Here is a 20,512-nt window from a genome sequence, read left to right as displayed (position 1 = left end):
CTGACTGGGTTATTTGGCGATGCGGGACCCTCTCTTCACCCGCAGGCGTCAAGGAACACGCGCCCTGGCGGAACCGTGCCCCACACGGCGACGCGCAGTGCGCAACCCTAGTTTACAAGGAGAGCCATTTTGGCAACCAAGATTCGTCTCAAGCGCATGGGCAAGAAGTTCTATGCCGTGTACCGCGTCGTCATCATGGATTCGCGCAACAAGCGCGACGGCAAGGCCATCGAGGAGATCGGCCTGTACAACCCGAACACCCAGCCGTCGACGATCGAGATCGATTCCGAGCGCGCGCAGTACTGGCTCGGCGTCGGCGCCCAGCCGACCGACCAGGTGCGCAACCTGCTCAAGATCACCGGTGACTGGCAGAAGTTCAAGGGCCTCAAGGGCGCCGAAGGCACGCTCAAGACCGTCGCCGCGAAGCCGGATGCGGCCACCCTCATCGAGGAAGCCGACACGAAGGCGCAGAAGCTCAAGGCCGCGAAGGCCGAGGCCGAGCTCAAGGCCAACGAGGCCGCGACCGATGCTGACGCCGACGCCGAGCAGAAGGCCGACGAGAAGGTCGAGTTCGCCGACGCCGAAGAATCCGCTCCGGAAGCTGTCTGATCATGCTTGCTCAAGTCGTGGAACATCTGATTAAGAACATCGTCGATTTCCCTGACGATGTTTCGGTCAAGTCCCATGAGAACGCGCGTGGTGAGCTCATTCGCGTACGCGTCAATCCTGAGGACATCGGACGCGTCATCGGCCGCAACGGCCGCACCGCGAACGCGATCCGCACCGTCGTGCAGGCGATGGCGGACCACAAGGTCCGCGTGGACATCATGGATGTGCGTAAGTGAACGGTGAATCTGCACAGATGGACCCTCAACAGCCCGAGCTGCTGAGGGTCTGTCGTATCGGACGCGCGCAGGGACTCAAAGGCGAAGTGAGCGTGCAGCTCTTCACGGACGAACCGGAGGAACGGTTCGCCCCCGGCGCCGAACTCTACAGCAAGGACGGCGCGACCACCTACACCATCGAACGTGCACGCACGTTCAAGAACCGCTGGTACCTCAAACTCGAAGGCACCGATGACCGCAACGCCGCCGAGGCGCTCAACGGCACGTTCCTGTACGGGGAACCGTGGGAACTCGATGACGACGAATTCTATCCGAAGGACCTCGTCGGACTCGAAGCGCGCCTCGACGCGGACGGCACCGTCATCGGCACCGTCGTCGACATGATCGAAGGCGCCCAATGGCTCCTCAAGATCCGTCTCGCGCACCCGGTCGGCGATGAGAAGACGGCGCTCGTGCCGTTCGTCATCGACCTCGTGCCCGACGTCGACATCGAGGAGGGGTATCTGACGATCGACCCTCCCGGCGGTCTCATCCCCGGCATCTGAACGGCGGCGGCCGCAACCGGTCAGCCCAATCGAACGCCCCGACGCGTCCCACGCGGACGGGGCGTTCGATTGCATATACCAACGATCACGAATACCGATCATGTAAGGAACCGCGTATGGACATCGACATCGTCTCCGTCTTCCCCGAATATTTCGACGTGCTCAACCTGAGCCTCTTCGGCAAGGCGATCGACCGTGGACTCGTGACGGTCCATACGCACAACCTGCGGCAGTGGACGCACGATGTGCACCAATCGGTCGACGATACGCCCGTCGGCGGCGGCGCGGGCATGGTCATGAAACCGGAAGTGTGGGCGGAATGCATCGACGAGCTGCTCGGCTTCGGCGGCGCCGTGGACGGCAGTGCGCCGGATGCGGATACCGCGGACGCGAACGGCACTGCGGACGCGAACGGCACTGCGGACGCGAACGGCACTGCGGACGCGCCGGTCCTCATCTTCCCGAACCCATCGGCACCGGTGTTCACGCAGCAGGACGCGACCGAACTCTCACGCGCGCGGCACCTCGTGTTCGGCTGCGGGCGCTACGAGGGCTACGATGCGCGCATCCCCGTCTACTACCGCGAACGCGGCGTCGACGTGCGCGAATATTCGATAGGCGACTATGTGCTCAACGGCGGCGAGGTCGCCGTCTCCGTCATGCTTGAGGCGATCACGCGCCTGCTGCCGGGGTTCATGGGCAACGCTGCGTCGATCGTCGAGGAATCGTACACGGGCGCGAACGCGCTCCTCGAACACAACCAGTACACGAAACCGGCCACATGGCGCGGCATCGGCGTACCCCCGGTCCTCATATCCGGCGACCACGGCAAGGTCGACCGCTTCCGGCGCGACGAAGCACTCGAGAAAACGTCCAGGATCCGCCCGGATCTGATCGAGCGCCTCGATTGCGCGACGCTCAGCAAAGCCGACCGCAAGACGCTCATCGCGCTCGGCTGGGAGGTCTCAGGGGCGCATCCGCGCAGGCTCGGCTGAGCGGGAGCGGCGCGCGCGGCGACTGCAATGTTGCGGTGCCGCGTTGCGTGTACCGCGTGCGTCTATCAGTCGTCGTCCTGTTGCGCGACCGTGCGCGCGTATGCATCGGAACGGTATGTGTACACGGTCGTCTCGCCGTAGTCGCGGTGGTCGTCCTCATACCATCCACGCGGCGCGGTGGGGGCCTTCGTTCGTTTCGAACGTTCGAGGACGATCACGCCGTCCTCCCCGACCAATCCACGGGTGACGAGGTCGTCGAGCAACCGTTCGCAATCGTCCGTCGCGAACACGTACGGTGGGTCGATGAGGACGACGTCGAACGGGGTATCGACGGACGCTTTCGCCGCGTACCGCTCCGCCTTCGCGCGCACGACATGCGCGGACATGCCCGTCTGCCATCCCGAATGCCGTTTGAGCGACGTGAGCGTCGCCGCGATGAGCTTCGCGGCCTGCGCGTTCACTTCGACGACGACGAGGTCGCGCGCACCGCGGCTCAGCGCCTCGATGCCGAGCGCGCCCGTACCACCGAAGAGGTCGAGCACACGCGCGTCCTCAAGCAGGCCGCGCGCCTCAAGACGTGAGAAGAGCGCCTCCTTCGTGCGGTCCGTCGTCGGACGCGTCACCGAAAGCGGCGTCGTGAGCGGCGTCCCTTTGAATCGACCGGTAATGACATGCATACGTCCGAGCGTACCCCCACCCCGCGCAACAACCATTAGAATCCGCCGGTCCGGGGAACCGGACACGTGCAATCCCTACTTCACCGTCGGTTCCCAAGGTCTTGACGCCCCAGCATACACGCTCAAAGCCGAATTGTCGTGCGTCAAATCAAGCGCATATGTATCGTTTGCAGTGCGGTTTTTCATATTCGCAGCGTCATTGCAACGGAACACCTAGGCAACATGTGAGGAAAAGCACATCTTTTGTGCGTAGTATTGAGCGGATTCGTCCCAGATTTTCATGTCCTTCGGCGTGTCGTGGCCATCAGCCGTCAGTTGCTCGTCAGGAACCGTTCGTTGCCGCGTGTGAAATCGAGTACGGCGCCCGCGAGCTGCACGTGCCGCGCAAGTTGCGGATCATCGGCGAGGAGCGCCGCCGCGCGTTCGCGCGCGTCGGCGATCATCGTCGCGTCCTTGACGACGCGCAGCAGTTTGAGGCTCGATTTGCCGCCCGACTGCGCGTCCCCGAGCACATCGCCCGCGCCGCGCAATTCAAGGTCCTTCTGCGCGATCTCGGTGCCGTCAAGCGAATCCTTGATGACGTTGAGGCGTTCCTCGGCGACCGAACCGGCCTCGGCGCGCGAGACAAGGAACGCCCACGCGTCGGTGCCGCCACGGCCGACACGTCCACGCAACTGGTGCAGCTGCGAAAGCCCATAGCGGTCGGCGTCGAAAATGACGATGCAACTCGCGAGCGGCACATCGACGCCGACCTCGATGACCGTCGTCGCGACCATGACGGGCGCCCTCCCACTCGTGAACTCGTCCATGACACGCTGCTTCGTCCCGTCATCGTCGCGCCCCGTGAGCGTGCAGATATCGACACCGCGGAACTGCGGCAGCGAGCGCAACCGTTCGCGTATCTCCATGACCGCATGCAGCGGCGGCCGCGGCTGCCCCTCGTCGTCACCGAGGTCGACGATCTGCATATCGTCGTCGACGTCACCGCCGCGCGCGCCGCCATCCTCGGGTACGTCGATGCGCGGACAGACGATGTACGCGCGTTCGCCCGCGTCGATGCGCGCGCGCACATGCCAGAACATGTCCGACATCAGTTTGCCGTCATCCTCGGGCACGACGAACGTGCGGATTGGGCGGCGCCCTCCCGGCAACTCGGTGAGCCATGAGATGTCGAGGTCGCCGAACCACGTCATCGCGGCGGTGCGCGGAATCGGCGTCGCCGTCATGACGAGCAGATGGGGGTCGCGTTCCGACTTGCCGCGCAACGTCTCACGCTGCTCGACGCCAAAACGGTGCTGTTCGTCGATGACGGCGAGCGCGAGGTTCGGCGCCTGGAACGACTTCGAAAACGCGGCGTGCGTCGCGATGACGATGCACGGTTCGCCGCTCGCCGCCTTCGCGAGCACACGGCGGCGCGCCGCGAGGCGCATGCCACCGGTCAGCAGCAGCACCGGCACATCGTCACCGAGCGCGCCGACGGACCGCTTGATTGATGCATGGTGCTGCTCGGCGAGGACCTGTGTCGGCGCGACAAGCACGGCCTGGTGCCCTGAACCGACCGCCTGCAGCATCGCGGCGACGGCGACGACCGTCTTACCGGAACCGACTTCACCCTGCAGCAGACGTTGCATCGGATGGTGCGCGCGCATGTCCTCACCGATCGCGTCGATGACGTCGCGCTGCCCAGCGGTGAGCGGAAACGGCAACGCCGCGATGTAATCGTCGCGCAATGCGGTGTCGTCGCACGCGAACGCCGCGCTCGCGCTCGCGGCGTCGCGCGCCATCAGCAGCGCGCATTGGCACACGAAGGCCTCCTCGTAGCGCATCGTCGTGATCGCGGAACGGAAATCGGCGACCGTGTCAGGATCGTGGATCGCGCAGAACGCATGCGCGCGGTGCATCAACGCGCGTGCCTCGCGCACGGCTTCCGGAAGGATGTTGGGAATCGCCGACGCGAGCGCCTCGCGCACATGATCGCCAGAATCCCACAGCGAACGCGTGGCGGCCTCGTCGCCGGCGCCGGCGTTCGCGGACGCGGTGGTGGCCTCCTCCCCTGCGAGCATGCGCAACAGCTGCAGGATCGTCTCATGGATGTGCTCGCTCGAAATGCGCGAGTTCGCATGGTAGACGGGGCGTGGGCGGCATACGCGCGCAAGGCCTTGCGCGGGCGTGTCGACGTCGTATTTGAGCGTGCGCGCCGGCGTCGTGGCGCGGGCGGGTGACGCGGTGCGCGTCGCGTCGCGCGCGCCCGCGTCGTCGAACGCGAGCTGCGCGGGAGCGGGCACCGGCTCCTGCGGCGCGATCGTCAGGATCTCCGGGTGTGTGAACTGCAGACGGTCGTTGAACACACTTGGTTCGCCGGCGATGACGACGCGCAATCCCGTGTACAGGCGCGACGCCATCCAATCGACGTACGATTTGCGGTGCGAGAAAAAGACGAGGTTCGCGGCGGCGGGACGAAGGCCATGTTCGCGTGCGGAGTCGGCATCATCGACGAGCACTTCGAGACGGTACGACCCACGCGCGCTCATCGGCGACACGCGCACGCCGCGTATCGTGACGGCGCACGCCATCTTCTCGCCGAAGCGCACATCGCCGAGCGCGCGCACCGGCACCGGATCGGTCACGCGGAACGGATAGTACGTGAGCGCATCGATGACCGTCACGACGCCGAGCGCTTTGAGCGCGCTCACGCGTCGCTTGTTCGCCAACAACGTTGCCAGCGTCGATTCCAAGGTCACGGTGCTCATCCTCCCCATTGTCTCACGCGCGCGGACGTGCCCCGCGCGCGAACGCGAAACGCGGGCGTGCGCAGGCGGTGTGCGGGTGTGCTCCGCGTCCCACTCCGCAGCCCCCACCTGCCAACCCACCCGCAAACGCGCCTGTTTCCGTCCCGATTGGTAGGTGGGGTCTGCACATCCGGACACTCCACGCACCCGCACACCCGCGCACGCACCCTCACACCCGCCCGCGCATGGCAAAAAGCCCCGCCGGACGAGCAACGCTCACCCGGCGGGGCTTCACCATGCGTTCCGCATGGCGCAATGCATTCAGATTCGCATATCAGTTGGCGCTCACACGCTGAACCTTGCCTGCCTTGAGGCATTTCGCGCACACGCGAAGGCGGACGTTCTGGCCGTCCACGGTGGTGCGAACCGGCTGGAGGTTCGGCAGGAAGCGGCGCTTGTTACGAATATGCGAGTGCGACACGGTATAACCGGTACGCGGGCCCTTGCCACACACTGCACAACGAGCTGCCATAATGGACTCCCTATAAATTACTGTTGACTTGCAAGTCTGCGCGCAGCAGCGCACGTTCAAAACGCGCACGCTTCCACACACAACTTCCCAATGATACAACCTGCTGCCGGACAATGCCACCCTTCCCCCACATACACACGACATCCACACCCGCTACACTCCCGATTCCCGTGTGTCCGTCCACGATTCGCCGCACCGACGTCTACAATCAGTACCAGAGCGTCTTCATTGGGGGCCGCCGCAGGGTACTGGAAGAGATAATGGAGCTGGAGTCCTTGGGAAGGGTTCCACGCAGGGAAAGGAAGCAACGATGCTCAGTGACATCGTCAACAAGATCCGCGCACAGCGTGACCATGAGCCCACCGTGTTCTCTCTTGGGCAGACGTGGGTCGATATGCTCATGCACGTCCCACAGATGCCCGAGGCGGGCCGTTTCATCGAAGCGAGCAACGTGACACGGTGCGTAGGAGGCAGTTTCCAAGTGCTCGACGCGGCGACGCGCATGGGCGCGCACACCGAACTTGCGAGCATGCTCGGCACGGGACCGTGGGCCGACTGCATCGCAAGCGCGCTCCGCCGCGCGCATATCGCGCATACAGGGCGCACGTTGCCGAACCAGGACAATGGTCTGCGCATCATCCTCTCCGATGGCGAACACAAGGCATATGTCGCGCACCATGGCGCCGAGTCGCGCGGTGACGCCGACGCGTACAAGGACATCCATCCGCAGAAGGGCGACGTCGTCCATATCAGCAGCAACGCGTTGATGAACGATGGTGCCGTCGCCGTCCAGAAGTTCCTCACACGCGCCGAATGCCAACCTGACGCACGTACGTTCCGCATCGTGCTCAATCCGACGAGCGCGTTGCGTCTCGTGAACACTCAGCTGCTCGAAACGCTCATCCTCGCGCGCCCGATATGGTCGATGAACCGCCAGCAGGCGCGTTCGCTCGCCGATTGTCTCGCGATCGACATCGATGAGACGCCGACGATGCGCGTGTCGGGTGGATTCGACGAATCGATGCTCGCGTTGTGCACGTCGCTGAGTGATGTGCTGCGCGCGCCTGTTGTGCTGCGTGCGGGTTCGCGCGGCGCGTGGATACGTCAGCATGGCGAAGGTGTCATGCATATCGATGGATTCCCGACGAAGGCGACGCACATTCGTTCCGCCGGACCGGTGCATACGGGTGCGCTGTGTGCGCTCCTCGCCGAGGGGTGGGATCTTGAGGCGAGTGTGCAGATCGCGAATGCGGCCGCGGCGCTCGCGATCGCGCACAACGTCAATGGTGTCCCGGTATGTCCGGGGTATGACGAGGCGACCGCGTTCATCAAGGAGAAGCTCGCCGATTGATGATGGTGGTGCGCGGCGGATGCGGCCTGTACGGCCGTCGCCGTGCGCCCGACAAGACTTACCGTGAGTACACCCATGCAGAAAGGCCGGGACCTAACGGTCCCGGCCTCCCTTTATCGCATATATGCACAAGTTCCGCAGTGCGGTACGCTTGGGCGCCTCCCACCGTACCGTGGTGCGGAATTTGCCGCATCACGGTACGGTGGGAGGCGCCCAAGCGTACCGCACTGCGAGACAAGCGGCGTCGTTTACGCCGCGTCCTCGCCGCGTTCGGCTTTGAGCACGTCGTCCGCGTTGAGCACGCCGTAGCGCAGGCACTGCCGCAGGAACCGCAGCACGTCGCCTTCGATTGAGTTCGCGAGGATGTCGACGGCCGCGTCCGCCGCGCACGGGAAGCCCATGTCGACGAGTTGCATCGCGGACGTCGCGAGCACGTCGATCGCACGTGCCTGCGGCGCGATCGGCACACCGATCTCGCGCAGCCGCGCTTCGGCCTTCTCACGGTCGGGCAGTCCGTCCCATCCGAGTTCGGCGCACAGTTCCGCCACCTCACGCCGCGCGGACGGTTCGTACGATGCGCTCTTCACCGTGCGCAGCGCATAGCATGCGGCCGCCGATTCGCGGTCGCCCGTCTGCCACAGTGCATACGCGAGCCTGTAATAGAGGAAATCGACGTCGTCGCGCACGACGGCGATCGTCAACGCGAACTTGAGCACGCGCGCGGCCGCCGCGTAATCGTCGTTGTCCGCGTGCACGACCGCTTCCTCGCAATACGCGGACGCACACGTCGGCGCCATCCGCTCCATCGCCTGCGCCTGCGCGGTCGCGGCCGCATAGTCGCCGTCGTCGCGGTAGATGTGGGTGAGGCCGACGCGCGCGTTGTAGAGCGCGTCGGGTGCCTTCCAATAGCGGTTGTGCGGTCCGTCGTCAACGAGTGAGACGAGGAGCCGCTGCGTCGGGTTCTCGCAATAGAGCGGCTTTTCGTTCGCGGGTGCCTGTTCGTTCATCTCGATCTGCATGATGATGGATTCGAGTTCGATCGAGGTGCCGACGGGCGTGTCCGTTTCGCTGTCACGCCGCAGGTCGAGGATCTCCGATCCCTTGATTGATCCCGTATCGTGCAGGATGTCGAGGTCGCTCGCCGTGTCGGCGCGCAGCAGCGCGCCGAGTTCCGGCGGCAGCGGACGCTTGTCCGCCCACAGCGGCGTACGGTTCGCGAGGAGCGATTGCGGCACCGGCAGTGGTGTGATGACGTCGAGGCCGCGGCGCGCGTTGAAGCTGAGCGCGAACGATGTGGGACGCAGCATCGGCATGACGCGCGCGGGGTCGTCGTCGAGTGTGGGGTCGTCGAATGCGCCGTTGGTGTAGAGCGGCAGCACTTGCGCGGTGAACGTCGCGCGGTCGAACGCGAGTGAAAGGACCGGATCCTCGGTTTTGTAGAGCGATCCACGGTAGCCGGTCACGGTCACCGAGGTGACGTGCGGCCCCGCCGTGAACGCCATCTGCGCGAAGAGTCCCGCGAGTTCGAGCGCATACGCCGCCGCGTGTGCGGCGCGCATCGCGCGCACGTCGACGAGGTGCCCGTCGCGCCAATCGCTCGACTGGAACTGTGTTTCGTCGGGGGCGGAGAAGATGACCGCCATCTCTCCGGTCGCGGTGTTGACGTCCGCGCGGTATTCGAGGCGGTGCGGCAGGACGAGCGATTCGCCGATCGTGATGAAGCGCGTCAACGTGTCCCAGATGCCGCCGGCCGCCGCCTGTGCGTCGTTGATGCGCGCGAAGCGGTTGTTGACGTCCGTGTAGTCGAGGATGTGCGCCATGTGCTGTGACCAGATATGGTCGCGCCTGCGCACCGCTTCGTAGCATTCGGCTTCGCTCAGCGACGTGACGAAACCGTTGTCGTTGTCCTTCGCGTCCGCGGCGCGCTGCACCGCGGCGAAACGGTTCAGGGCCGATTCGACGGCGAGCACGACGTGGCGGTCCTCGGTCGCCATCGCACCGTTGAACACGGCCCAGAACAGGTTCGTGCCGCCGACGATGATGTAGTGCAACGGTTCGCGAGCGCTCACGGGGCGCAGCGCGGCCGCGCCCGCCTCGATGAGCTCACGCGCGGCGAAACGGTCGATCGGCGCGGCCTCGTCCGCATGCACGGCGCCTTTCCATACGATCGCGTCGATCGCGTCGGCGACCGGCGCGTCCGTCACGGTCCGGAACTCGTCGAATATGCGTCCGAGCCCCGCCCCGGGCGTACGTCCCGCGAGGCGCGGGAAACGGCATGTGAGCAGCCAGCTCGCCGCGAGCAGGACCGGCAGCGCATGCGACCCGCGCGTATAGGGGCCGAAGTCGAGCGCGCCCGCAAGAACCTGCACGTTGTCACCGTGCCGTTCGTATTCGCCGAAGCTCACGCCGCGTTCGGGCGCGAAGACGCTGCGCACGCGCATCGAGCCGGTCTCATCGTCGCTGTCCTCATCCCATGCGTTGAAGAAGACGTCGGCGCGGCCGTCGAGGTCGCGCGCCGCATCGTCGTCAAGGACGTGGTCCGTCGCGAACACCTTCATGTCGTCGCGGATCCACGCGAGCACGTGCACGCCACCCGCGGCCGGCGCGACGACGTAGCCGAGGCCATGGTCGGGCTGCGGCAACGCGGCCGTCACCGCGTACGTCTCGCCGGCCGGCTGTCCGGGCAGCGCTTCGAGCGTGATCATGCCGCCGCGGCCCGGGAGTTCGTAGACCGGTCCCGTCACCGGCGCCGCGGGCGCCACGGCGGGAGGCGCGACGGGCGCCGGTGGTGTGGCGATCGGCGTCGCCCCGGCTGGTGGCGGCACCGCAGGGATCGGGGGGACGGTGAAGCCGCTCGCGGGCGGCATGCCGTTCATCTGTGTCATTGCATCTTCCTTGTCATCGTTCATCGTCATCGATCGGCTTGTGGTGTTCCTTCGTCACTCAATGTTGCCGTTTGATGTTCCTTCGTCACTCCGAGATCTCGTCTTCGCTGTACGTGCCGTAGAGGAGCGTGCTGCCAAGCCAGTTGAGTGTGTCGTCATGGTCGACGCTCGCGCACAGCCGTGTGCCGGCGCCCGCGGCGAGCGGGAACCCGGCGTCGACGAGGTCGATCGTGTTCTGCGCGAGTGTATGCATGAGCGCATGCGACGGCACGACGGGGATGCCGTTCGCGCGCAGCAACCGCTTCGTATCCTCGATCGCGGGTGCACGGCTCATGTCGCCTTCGAGCACTTCGCCGAGTTCCTCGATCGCGGGCTCGCGCAGCCAGCGCACCGGCATCGTGAGCGTCATCGCATAGCATGCGGCGGACACGTCGGCCTTGCCGAGGTTGCGCATCGCATAGGCGAGGCGGTAGTAGAGCATCGCGATGTCGTTCACGTCGACCGCGTACGGCAGCGCCTTGATGAGCACATCCGCGTCCTGCTGCCAGTCCGGCGTCTCCGTGTCCACATAGAGCGCCGATTCGGTCACATACGCGGGGATGAAGAGCTTGCTGTAATGGTGGATGCGTGCGGCGAGCTCCTCGGCCTCCTTGACATGCCCGTTCTCGACATTGATGCGCAACAGGGCGGTCAAAGCGCGGAACATCGCGTCCGGCACCGGGAAGTAGCGGATGGCCGCCGGGTCGGTGCCCGGCACGCCGTCGGCATGTGCCGCCGGGTCGTCATCGTCGGTGAGCGCGACGAGTTCGCGTTCGGCTTGGTTGTTGCAGTAGAGCGGCTTGAGCGTCGGTGTCTCCTCGGGGAGCGGTTTCGACAGTTCCATGATGACCGATTCGAGTTCGATCACGGCGGACATCGGCGATTCCTCGTTGCTTTCGATGATCTTGTCGACGTCGGCGATCGAGATCGGTGACGTGTCGTGGAGCACATCGAGGTCGCACGCGCGGTCGGCGCGCAGCCGCACCTTGAGTTCGTCGGGCAGCGCGCGCGTGTCCTTCCACAGCGGCACGCGGTGCGCGGCGATCGCCGGCGGCAACGGCAGCGGTGTGATGCCTTTGAGACCACGGTCCTCGCCGAATTCGACGACCGATGCGGCGGGCCTGAACATCGCGAGGAGCGCGGCCGGATCGCCGTCATAACGCTCGTCGTTGATGTCGTCGTTGAGGTAATGCGGCAGCACATCGCCGAAGAACGCCATGCGGTCGAACCTGAGCGAAAGCACGGGGGTCCCGGTGAGCATGCCCGCGCGCGGTGATCGTGACCGACGTCGTCGCGATGCTCGACGTGAACCCGACGTAGGCGAGCAATCCTGCGAGGCGCAGCGCATAGGACGCGGCCTGCGCGCCGCGCATGTCGCGTATGTCGATCCACGTGCCGTCGTCGCCGATGCGCGACGCCGGGAAGCTCATCGCCGTCGGCGCGTTGAACCCGATCGCCATCACACCGGACGCGTTGTCGACGTCGACGCCGTATTCAAGGCGCAGCGGCAGGCGCAACGCCTCCGCGACGTTGCCGAAGCGCGTGAGCGACTCCCATGCGCCGCCGCGCCGCGCATGCGCGTCGTAGAGCTCCATGTACGGATTGCGCCCATCGATGCGACCGCGCACGAAGCGCGTGTGCTCACCCCAGCGCACAAATGCGCGGCGGAACGCGGATCCCGCCTGCAGCTCGTCGAGCGTCGAGAGCAGCCCAAGGTCGTTGTCAAGGGTGCAGGCGACGGCGCGCGCCTCGACGGCGCGGTTGAACGCACCTTCGACGGCGATGACGAGGTCGCGCTGCAATCCCTGGACGTCATTCGCGTCGAACGTGATCCAGAACTGCCCGGTCGTGTCGAGGCGGTGCATGCCCAATTCGGTGTTCGCCGCGATCTGCCTGATCTGCGGCGCGCCGATCTCGACGAGTTGGCGCGCGAGCGCGCGTTCGACGGGCGTGACCCTCCCGGCCGTCGACGTCCCACGGTGGATGACCATGTCGATCGCATCCGGCAGCGGCATCTTCTCGATCTCCTCGAAGAAGTCGGAGAAGCGTCCCGAGCTCGTCGTGATGCGTTCGCCGCGCAATGCGGGCAGGCGGCACGCGGCGAGCCAGCATGCGGCGATCGCGTCGGCGCGCCGGTGTGACGAGGACCCGTAGACGCCGACGTCGAACGAGCACAACGCGATGTATACGCTGCCGTCCGCGTCGACCGTGTATTCGCCGATGCAGATCGGGATGTCGGGATCACCGCCCTTGAAGCCGCCGTATACCGTGTCCCACAGGAAGATGGCGCCGATGCGCGGATTGCCGTCGTTCCACGGGTCGAGTTTGAGGACGACGTCCTGGGGTGAGGGCTCCTCGCTCAGGACCGTCCCGGTCGGGTGCACGGCGTCGTCACCGGCGATCCATGCGAGGATCTCCATCTGTCCGGCCGCCGTCAATTCAACGATGTACCCCTGACCGCCCTCGGGCTGTTCAAGCGCGTCGACGATGCCGACACGCATGCCCTCCGGTTGCCCGGGAATCGGTGCGAGGAGCCTGACGCGGCTATCCGTGTGCACCGGTGTCGGCGCGGGCGGCGCCACGCCTCCCGCCGGCGGCGGGGGTACCTGTGGGACGGCGTCCGCGTCGTCCCGTTTCGCTTTGTCGTTCTTCCTGCCGAATAATCCGAACACTGTTCGTGTGCTCCTTCCCTATCACCGGACATCATCGCCCGCGCATGATCGACCGGCCGCAATCGCGGCTCTCAGTCCACGCCACCGTAGTGGCCGCCTTTCCATGGTTTCGACAGTCTAGCGGACTTCGCCGCCGCGTTCACCCCCATCCCAGCACGTGAGCACGTTTGCATCACACTGTGTACCGAGCACGGTGCACATCGCACGATGCGCATATGCCGCACAACCTGCACACCTACGCACACCGACGCCGTCCGCTCGCCGCGCAAAGCGTGCGTAGGGTACCGTGGTACGCATGACGCCTACGCTCCTCGCCATCGAAAAGACATTCCTGTGGTTCCTGCTGTACAGCTTCGTCGGCTGGCTGTGGGAGACCTGCCTCAACATCGTCATGAAGAAACGCTTCGTCGACCGCGGCATCCTCAACGGCCCATTGTGCCCGATCTACGGTTTCGGCGCGATGCTCGCGATCTACGCGCTGCCGGGCGAGCACACGTTCCTCGCCGTGTTCCTCAGCAGCGGCGTGCTCTCATGCACGCTCGAATACTTCACCTCGTGGGGCATCGAACAACTGTTCCATATGCGGCTGTGGGACTATTCGAACAAGCCATTCAACATCAACGGCCGCGTCTACCTCAACGGGTTCATCTTCTTCGGCCTCGGCTGCACCGTCGTCAAACTGTGGGTGCAACCGCACGTCATCGCGATGCTCGACGCCGTGCCCCCACTCGTCATCACGGTCGTCTCCGCGGTCCTCCTCGTCATCCTCCTCGCCGACGTCGCCGTGACCCTCGCGGGCCTCATCAGCATGTCAAGCCGCCTCGGCCACGTCGAAGCGGACATCAAACACCTCAAACAGCGCGGCATCGCGCGCCTCGACGTCGACATCACGGCAGCCGACGCGCATATCGAAGCAGCCGAAACGCATCTCAACGAAGCATTCTCGAAGCACGTGCACGACACCTTCAACCTCCAGCAGCGCCGCCTCATCGACGCATACCCGCACATGCGCACCGCGCACGACCCGCATGTGCTCCACGAGATCCGCGCACAGTTCGCGAAATACCATGCGCGCCGCACGAACAACGACTGAGCCAAGCGCAACGCGCGCGACATACGCGCGGCGTACGCTTGGGGCACAACCCTGACGTTCGACTCCGGAGGAACCCATGATCAACGACCGTTTCAAGGACATGCTCAATGAGAAATCCGTCATCCGTTCGATAAGCGAACGCGCAAGCGCACGCAAACGCGAAATCGGCGCCGACAACGTCTTCGACTTCTCGATCGGCAATCCGAACGTCCCCTGCCCATCGCAGTTCACCGACGCGGTGCTCGACCTGTACTCGACCGAGCCGCCGCACGTGCTGCACGGCTACAGCCCGTCGATGGGCATCCTCTCGGTGCGCCAGGCGATGGCGGACTCGCTCAACCGCCGCTTCGGCATGGACTACAAGGCCGCGCACCTCTTCCCGACGGCCGGTGCGACGGCGGCGCTCGCGCACGCGTTCCGCGCGGTGACGAAGCCGGGCGACGACATTGTCACATTCGCGCCGTACTTCCCCGAATACCAACCGTATGTCGAAGGCACGGGCGCGCATCTGAAGATCGTGCCGCCGGACACCGCACATTTCCAGATCGATTTCGACGCGCTCGAACGCACGCTCGACGCGAACACGGCCGCCGTCCTCATCAATACGCCGAACAATCCGTCGGGAACGGTGTATTCGGAGGAGACGCTCACGGCGCTCGCCGATATGCTGCGCGCGAAGCAACGCGAATACGGCCACGACATCTTCCTCATCTCCGACGAACCGTACCGTGAAATCGTCTTCGATGGCGCGACGCAGCCGTATCCAGCGAAGTTCTACGACAACACGCTCACATGCTATTCATTCTCGAAGTCGCTTTCGCTCCCCGGTGAGCGCATCGGCTACGTCGCCGTCAACCCGCGCGCGACGGACGCCGACCTGCTCGTGCCGATGTTCGCGCAGATAAGCCGCACGATAGGACACAACTGCCCGTCGTCGACGATCCAGCTCGCGGTCGCGCGCGTCCTTGACGACACAAGCGACCTGTCGATCTACGAGACGAACATGAACATCATCTACGACGCGCTCGTCGACCTCGGGTTCACTGTGGAACGCCCGGGCGGCACGTTCTACATCTTCCCGAAGGCGCTTGAGGAGGACGCGAACGCGTTCGCGCGCAAGGCGATGGACTACGACCTGTACATGGTGCCGTCCGATTCGTTCGGCATGCCCGGCTATCTGCGCATCTCGTATTGTCTCGAGACCGACCAGGTGCGCCGTGGCGTCGAGCGGCTGCGTGAGTTCGTGACCGAGGTCTACGGCGGCTGACGCGCGCCGTCTTCCGCCCGCCGCTGTCTGCGCATGGTGTATCTGCACATGGCGTATCCGCACATGGCGGCGACGCGTGCGTCCCTACAATGGGAACACGGCGGCGCCCGTTGCGCCACGGACGTTCTGGGAGGCCGGCATGGGAAACATTCTCGACTACGCGCGCACGGAAACGAGGGATTTCTCCGAGTTCCCGTTCCACGTCGCCGACGCGCTCGTGTTCGCGCTGCTCAGCTATGACAAGATCCCGTCCGACGTACCGACGCTCGCGGGGTTGCGGCAGCGCTACGGCAGTTTCACGAAACGGTTGCGCGCGTTCGACTGGCGGCGGCTCTCCCATTCGGTGCGCGCGCTCGTCAAGCCGCCGTTCGAAGGCCCTGCGCTGCGGCAGATCGAGCATGAGCTTGGCGCCTATGAGACGACGCATCCGTACATCGCACGGCACGCGGGCTTCGGCGACCCGCACGAATCACACGAGTTCTACCGGTCGACGGCCGTCAATCCGCGTTTCTCGATCGTGCACGTCTCGGCCGCCGAGGAACGCTTCGACGAACGCGCGCAGACGCAGTTCGCGGCGCTCACATTCCGCCTGCCGACCGGTGCCCTCGTCATCGCCTTCCGTGGCACCGACGATTCGCTCGTCGGTTGGAAGGAGGATTTCAACATGGCCTACCAATACCCGGTGCCGGCGCAAAAGCAGGCCGCCGACTACCTTGAGCGCGTCGCCGCGCTGTGGGACGGGGACATCATCCTCACCGGGCATTCGAAAGGCGGCAACATCGGCGTCTATGCGGCGATGAACGCGCGCGACGACGTGAAGGACCGCATAAGCCACATCTACTCGTTCGACGGCCCCGGATTCCCTCCCGACGTCGTACGCAGTTATGAATACGGCACGGTCGTCGACCGCGTCACGAAAATCGTTCCCGATTCGTCGATCATCGGGATGCTGCTCAACGAATCGCCACGCGAGCGGCTTGTCGTCGTCAAATCCGACGCGGACGGCCTCGCGCAGCATTCGTGCTTCAGCTGGCTCATGCACGGCGACGGTTTCGAGATCGCCGAGGATGGGTTGTCCGCAAGTTCAAAGGCATTCAACGACGCGCTCAACACATGGCTTTCCGGCATGACGCAACGCCAGCGCGAACACGGCGTCGACGCGCTGTTCCGCGTGCTCACATCGAGCGGATACAAGAGCACGACCGAGCTCATGAACGCGGGTCCGCGCGTCATCCCCGGCATGCTCGGGCAATACGTCGGGCTGACAGGTGAGGAACGCAAATACATCAACCAGGCGCTGTGGATGCTCGCGACGGCGACGTTCCGTCATTGATCGACGCACCCGTGCGCACGAACCGCACGTTGGCTTGTTCGATCGGTTCCACCGCGCATATCGATATACGATATGGCTGTCGGTGCACAACGCGGACGCCTTGGCTACACATGCGGACGGACAGTCGGACCATCCGGCGTTTCGCCAGCAGCCATTGTTTCACTACGCGTCCGCCTTGTGCCTATAGACTTGGGAACCAGCACAACAAAACGCGTGGGCCACACCCGCGCAACCGCCCACGCACACGGCATACGTCCGGATGGTGTCCATATCGTCCGAACGGTGCGCATATGCGCGGGACGACCAATGATCGACAAGATCTCGAAGGAGCGGAACGCATGCCAAGGCCTCGTCGTGATTCAGAGATTCTCCCGGCGAAAGACCGTCTCGAGAATGCATTCTGGACGCTGCTCGAGGAAGGTGATTACGACAAGATCACGGTGACCGATATCGTTCGCGTGGCTGAGGTGAACCGTAATTCCTTCTATTATCACTTCTCCGGGCTCCCAGAGCTCGCGGATTCCGCGGTCCTCCACGAAGTGGAGAAGCTGCCGATGCCGATCTATTCGCGCGCGGAAGGCGACCCGAACGTCGAATGGCGGCACTTCTGCGTCCGCCTGCTCAACGACCCCGACCAGATCCAGCACCTCAACCGCCTGTCGCTCCTCGTCGGATTCCACAGCACACATGAGCTCACCGAATCATTGCGTGACTTCCTGCGCATGACGTTGCTGACGATCATCGACCGTGACACGGCGACGCTTGATCCGAAATCGGAGATGCTCGTCGACTTCTGCATCGGCGGTGTGCTCGCGGCGCTCTACAACTGGCCCCATATGCGCAACCGCATCACCGTCGACGACCTGCTCGACAGCGACATCGCGATCCTGTCGATGGGCCTGTTCCTGACGATGTCCGGCGAGGACCCGATGCCATACTGGCGCCGCATGGTGCTCGGCTACAACCGCATCGGCAACCATGTGCCAGCCTACGCAGCCGTGACGAACGAACGGTACCGCTGAACGGCGGTTCGGCTTTCCCGGGCGGGGCCGGTGGGGAATCCACCGGCCCCGCCCGTCATGTCATCAGGCGGTACTGGTGCGGTTCCCCTCGTGCCGGTATCATAGCGGTGCCGTCGGCCGGCGGCGCACAACCTCACTTCCGGGAGCATCATGGACATCGTGTTGGACTGGCTCAAAGCGAACTCCGGCAAAATCATCCTCGTCGTCGTCGTGACCGTCGTCGCCGTCATCGCGACGCGCGTCACCTCGCGGCTGCTCAACAAAGTGCTGCGCCGCGCGCAGATCCCGAACGCGTCGATCTTCGTCAACCTCGCGCGCATCCTCATCTGGACACTCGCGGTCACGCTCATCCTGCGCCCTGTTTTCGGCATCAACCCGGTGACCGTGTTCACAGCGCTCGGCATAGGCGGTTTCGCCGTCTCGCTTGGTCTCAAGGACTCGATCGCGAACACGATCGGCGGATTCCAACTCATGTTCTCGCACGTGCTCCAACCGGGCGACGTCGTATCGATATCGGGTGTGACGGGGACGGTCACCGACGTCACATGGCGACAGACGATCGTACGCGAGCGCAACGGCAACACATTGATGATTCCGAATTCGGTGCTCAACACGACGGCGCTCGAAAAGTACCTCCCATCGAACGAAGCGCAAGTGACGATCCCGTTCACAGCGAAACCCGGCGTCGATATGGACGCGTTGACGAAGGAACTGCTCGGCAAAATCAACGAATCGGCACACGACCTCATATCCGACGACCCGAAACCCGTCATCCGCTTCACCGGCTTCTCCCCCGCTGGTACGACGGGCAACATCATCGTCTACGCGAAGCCCGGCGTCGCATTGTCGACGGTCACGGACGCGATCGCGCGCGACGTGAGCTCGTCGTCGATGTTCACCGACCTCGCCGCGTCCGGTTCGGTCGCCGCGAAAGACGCCGCGAACTCCGCGCACCCCCGCGCATAAGTCCCATTCCGCACTGCGGTACGCTTACGCACACGTGAGCGTACCGGAATGCGGAGTATTGCGCGCTTAATTGACGAAGGTCATGAACAACGTCCCGAGGACGCCAAGGCACAGGAACACGATGACGCCGGCGTTGCCGTAGAACGTCGGCATGACCGCCTGGCGCGGCAGTTCGTCGGGCGCGGTGTAGCAACGGAACCGTTGGCGTCTGCGGATGAGCAATACGAAGCCCGCGATGAGTCCCGCGAGCATGAGCACAAGATAGCACGCGAGACATACGATGACGACGACGTCCGCGGTCTGCGGATGCGTGAGGATATCGGGTTTCGTGATGATGCGTTCGTATTTCGCGAGCAGTGGCGTCGCGATGACCGCACTGCCGCCGTTGATCGCCATATGCAGCGCGACCGTGTACCGCAATTGGCTTGTGCGCGTATAGACGTAGCCGAACAGCAGACCGAGGCCGAACGCGTAGAAGAACTGGTAGAGGTTGAGGTGGAAGAGTCCGAAGAAAAGCGCCGAAAGCACAATCGCCGGTCGCTCCCCGTACCTGCGCAGCCGTCCGATGATTTGTTTGCGGAACAACCATTCCTCGACGAGGGGTGCGACGATGACGGTCGCGATGACGATGACGAACCAGTTCGACCCGGTCATCATCGTCGCGATCCTGTTGTCCGCGGTCCCGTTCGACAACAACGCCGACAATACGATGCCGAGGATGTTGCCGCCCCACATGATCGGCAGGCACATGAGCAGGAACACGAACCACTGCGAGAAGCGCAGACGGAAACGCCGCGTCCGCAACAGCGGTGTGTTGCGGAACAGTTGGTATCCGATCGGAATCGCGCATACGCACAACGCGAAATCGGATATCGTGATCGCCATCCACCCGGCCATGCTGCTTTTCATCCACATGAACGCCGACTGCAGCAGCAACGTGATCGCGACCCACAGCACGACGATGAACGAGAACCCCGCACCGATCGACGACGCCGCGCGCTTCGCCTTCGCGACACGTTCGTCGATCTGCGGCTGCGGCATCGGCGTCGGCGACATCGCATAGTACATCCGCGGTTGCGCGGGCGGCGGCGTGGACACCGGCATCGGCGGCGTCTGCGGCGGCACCGGCGGCTGTTGCGGCACGTGGTTGTTCGGCGTCATGTTCGTCATCGTTCGCGCTCGACCTCACATACGCAGCAGCGCGGTCATGACCGAACCGAACAACACGAACACGAGGATGCAGACGAGGATCGTCAACGCGATGCTCACGGCGGAAATGATGATGCCCGCGAGCGCGAAATCGCCGCCGCGTTCACCGGATTTCTTCGTCTGCGTATAGCCGATGATGCTCAAGATGAGTCCGATGAGGGAGAAGAAGAACGAGCAGACGAATCCCGCGATCGCCATCGCGTTCCACTTCGACGACTGCGCGTTGTAGTACTGCGGCTGCGCGTAGTTCGGATACTGTTGGTCCGGGTACTGCGGCTGCTGCATCGGCTGTCCGCCGTTCGCATACGGATTGTATTGGCTCATGGTTCCTCGTTTCCCGCGCGCCTGCGCG

Annotated in this window: 18 protein-coding genes; 10 read left to right on the top strand and 8 right to left on the bottom strand. The window is 64.5% G+C overall.

What is annotated here, in order from left to right; translation table 11 throughout:
• Positions 1-129 precede the first annotated feature (129 nt).
• From rpsP to trmD, 4 genes are all read left to right on the top strand, one after another.
• On the top strand, positions 130-609 hold the full coding sequence (rpsP, locus tag B1526_RS04005; protein ID WP_095614806.1) for a 30S ribosomal protein S16: 480 nt from the start codon (positions 130-132) through the stop codon (positions 607-609).
• 2 nt (positions 610-611) lie between these two features.
• On the top strand, positions 612-845 hold the full coding sequence (locus B1526_RS04000) for an RNA-binding protein (protein ID WP_026644714.1): 234 nt from the start codon (positions 612-614) through the stop codon (positions 843-845).
• 17 nt (positions 846-862) lie between these two features.
• A complete protein-coding gene (gene rimM / locus B1526_RS03995) occupies positions 863-1,390 on the top strand; it encodes a ribosome maturation factor RimM (protein ID WP_095614805.1) in 528 nt (175 codons plus the stop codon).
• Between the two features lie 116 nt (positions 1,391-1,506).
• Positions 1,507-2,385, top strand: coding sequence for a tRNA (guanosine(37)-N1)-methyltransferase TrmD (trmD, locus tag B1526_RS03990; RefSeq protein WP_095614804.1), 879 nt, complete (start codon positions 1,507-1,509; stop codon positions 2,383-2,385).
• 65 nt (positions 2,386-2,450) lie between these two features.
• On the opposite strand, the gene rsmD is transcribed toward trmD, so the two are convergent.
• The 3 genes from rsmD to rpmB form a co-directional block, all read right to left on the bottom strand.
• On the bottom strand, positions 2,451-3,062 hold the full coding sequence (gene rsmD / locus B1526_RS03985; RefSeq protein ID WP_095614803.1) for a 16S rRNA (guanine(966)-N(2))-methyltransferase RsmD: 612 nt from the start codon (positions 3,060-3,062) through the stop codon (positions 2,451-2,453).
• Positions 3,063-3,373: 311 nt separating this feature from the next.
• Positions 3,374-5,821, bottom strand: coding sequence for an ATP-dependent DNA helicase RecG (locus B1526_RS03980; RefSeq protein WP_162287931.1), 2,448 nt, complete (start codon positions 5,819-5,821; stop codon positions 3,374-3,376).
• Positions 5,822-6,125: 304 nt separating this feature from the next.
• A complete protein-coding gene (gene rpmB, locus B1526_RS03975; protein WP_095614853.1) occupies positions 6,126-6,323 on the bottom strand; it encodes a 50S ribosomal protein L28 in 198 nt (65 codons plus the stop codon).
• A gap of 310 nt (positions 6,324-6,633) precedes the next feature.
• Here rpmB and B1526_RS03970 point away from each other — a divergent pair, with 310 nt between their 5' ends.
• The gene (locus B1526_RS03970; RefSeq protein ID WP_095614801.1) at positions 6,634-7,674 is read left to right on the top strand and encodes a PfkB family carbohydrate kinase; all 1,041 of its coding nucleotides are present in this window, start codon (positions 6,634-6,636) and stop codon (positions 7,672-7,674) included.
• 248 nt (positions 7,675-7,922) lie between these two features.
• Here the strand turns inward: B1526_RS03970 and B1526_RS03965 are convergent, their stop codons facing one another.
• The 3 genes from B1526_RS03965 to B1526_RS03955 form a co-directional block, all read right to left on the bottom strand.
• Positions 7,923-10,559, bottom strand: coding sequence for a tetratricopeptide repeat protein (locus B1526_RS03965; RefSeq protein WP_133088451.1), 2,637 nt, complete (start codon positions 10,557-10,559; stop codon positions 7,923-7,925).
• 85 nt (positions 10,560-10,644) lie between these two features.
• On the bottom strand, positions 10,645-11,859 hold the full coding sequence (locus B1526_RS03960; RefSeq protein WP_133088448.1) for a hypothetical protein: 1,215 nt from the start codon (positions 11,857-11,859) through the stop codon (positions 10,645-10,647).
• Positions 11,753-13,270, bottom strand: coding sequence for a hypothetical protein (locus tag B1526_RS03955; protein ID WP_095614798.1), 1,518 nt, complete (start codon positions 13,268-13,270; stop codon positions 11,753-11,755). The genes B1526_RS03960 and B1526_RS03955 overlap by 107 nt, the downstream gene beginning before the upstream one ends.
• Positions 13,271-13,565: 295 nt before the next feature.
• On the opposite strand from B1526_RS03955, the gene B1526_RS03950 reads away from it, so the two are divergent.
• The 5 genes from B1526_RS03950 (at position 13,566) to B1526_RS03930 (ending at position 18,951) form a co-directional block, all read left to right on the top strand.
• Positions 13,566-14,363, top strand: a complete 798-nt coding sequence (locus tag B1526_RS03950) for a putative ABC transporter permease (protein ID WP_095614797.1) — start codon at positions 13,566-13,568, stop codon at positions 14,361-14,363.
• Positions 14,364-14,439: 76 nt separating this feature from the next.
• Positions 14,440-15,630: a pyridoxal phosphate-dependent aminotransferase gene (locus B1526_RS03945; RefSeq protein ID WP_095614796.1), complete on the top strand. Its 1,191-nt coding sequence runs from the start codon at positions 14,440-14,442 to the stop codon at positions 15,628-15,630.
• 139 nt (positions 15,631-15,769) lie between these two features.
• Positions 15,770-16,963, top strand: a complete 1,194-nt coding sequence (locus B1526_RS03940; RefSeq protein ID WP_095614852.1) for a DUF2974 domain-containing protein — start codon at positions 15,770-15,772, stop codon at positions 16,961-16,963.
• A gap of 338 nt (positions 16,964-17,301) precedes the next feature.
• On the top strand, positions 17,302-17,985 hold the full coding sequence (locus B1526_RS03935) for a TetR/AcrR family transcriptional regulator (protein WP_095614795.1): 684 nt from the start codon (positions 17,302-17,304) through the stop codon (positions 17,983-17,985).
• Positions 17,986-18,135: 150 nt separating this feature from the next.
• A complete protein-coding gene (locus B1526_RS03930; protein WP_095614794.1) occupies positions 18,136-18,951 on the top strand; it encodes a mechanosensitive ion channel family protein in 816 nt (271 codons plus the stop codon).
• A gap of 66 nt (positions 18,952-19,017) precedes the next feature.
• Here the strand turns inward: B1526_RS03930 and B1526_RS03925 are convergent, their stop codons facing one another.
• Entirely contained in the window at positions 19,018-20,112 is a 1,095-nt protein-coding gene (locus B1526_RS03925) for a CPBP family intramembrane glutamic endopeptidase (protein ID WP_133088446.1), read from the bottom strand.
• A gap of 24 nt (positions 20,113-20,136) precedes the next feature.
• Entirely contained in the window at positions 20,137-20,484 is a 348-nt protein-coding gene (locus tag B1526_RS03920) for a DUF4190 domain-containing protein (protein ID WP_095614792.1), read from the bottom strand.
• Positions 20,485-20,512 lie beyond the last annotated feature (28 nt).

Source organism: Bifidobacterium criceti (genome assembly GCF_002286935.1).
GTDB lineage: Bacteria > Actinomycetota > Actinomycetes > Actinomycetales > Bifidobacteriaceae > Bifidobacterium > Bifidobacterium criceti.
The sequence above is the reverse complement of the archived record's forward strand: the minus strand, read 5'-3'. Positions and strand labels throughout refer to the sequence as shown.

Excerpts from the sequence above, each read along its gene's own strand:
- rsmD (WP_095614803.1), bottom strand. The coding sequence starts at position 3,062 with ATGCATGTCATTACCGGTCGATTCAAAGGGACGCCGCTCACGACGCCG.
- B1526_RS03980 (WP_162287931.1), bottom strand. The coding sequence starts at position 5,821 with ATGGGGAGGATGAGCACCGTGACCTTGGAATCGACGCTGGCAACGTTG.
- B1526_RS03935 (WP_095614795.1), top strand. The coding sequence starts at position 17,302 with ATGCCAAGGCCTCGTCGTGATTCAGAGATTCTCCCGGCGAAAGACCGT.
- B1526_RS04000 (WP_026644714.1), top strand. The coding sequence starts at position 612 with ATGCTTGCTCAAGTCGTGGAACATCTGATTAAGAACATCGTCGATTTC.
- B1526_RS03930 (WP_095614794.1), top strand. The coding sequence starts at position 18,136 with ATGGACATCGTGTTGGACTGGCTCAAAGCGAACTCCGGCAAAATCATC.
- B1526_RS03960 (WP_133088448.1), bottom strand. The coding sequence starts at position 11,859 with ATGCTCACCGGGACCCCCGTGCTTTCGCTCAGGTTCGACCGCATGGCG.
- B1526_RS03965 (WP_133088451.1), bottom strand. The coding sequence starts at position 10,559 with ATGACACAGATGAACGGCATGCCGCCCGCGAGCGGCTTCACCGTCCCC.
- trmD (WP_095614804.1), top strand. The coding sequence starts at position 1,507 with ATGGACATCGACATCGTCTCCGTCTTCCCCGAATATTTCGACGTGCTC.
- B1526_RS03945 (WP_095614796.1), top strand. The coding sequence starts at position 14,440 with ATGATCAACGACCGTTTCAAGGACATGCTCAATGAGAAATCCGTCATC.
- B1526_RS03940 (WP_095614852.1), top strand. The coding sequence starts at position 15,770 with ATGGGAAACATTCTCGACTACGCGCGCACGGAAACGAGGGATTTCTCC.
- B1526_RS03925 (WP_133088446.1), bottom strand. The coding sequence starts at position 20,112 with ATGACGCCGAACAACCACGTGCCGCAACAGCCGCCGGTGCCGCCGCAG.
- rpmB (WP_095614853.1), bottom strand. The coding sequence starts at position 6,323 with ATGGCAGCTCGTTGTGCAGTGTGTGGCAAGGGCCCGCGTACCGGTTAT.
- rimM (WP_095614805.1), top strand. The coding sequence starts at position 863 with ATGGACCCTCAACAGCCCGAGCTGCTGAGGGTCTGTCGTATCGGACGC.
- B1526_RS03970 (WP_095614801.1), top strand. The coding sequence starts at position 6,634 with ATGCTCAGTGACATCGTCAACAAGATCCGCGCACAGCGTGACCATGAG.
- B1526_RS03920 (WP_095614792.1), bottom strand. The coding sequence starts at position 20,484 with ATGAGCCAATACAATCCGTATGCGAACGGCGGACAGCCGATGCAGCAG.
- B1526_RS03950 (WP_095614797.1), top strand. The coding sequence starts at position 13,566 with ATGACGCCTACGCTCCTCGCCATCGAAAAGACATTCCTGTGGTTCCTG.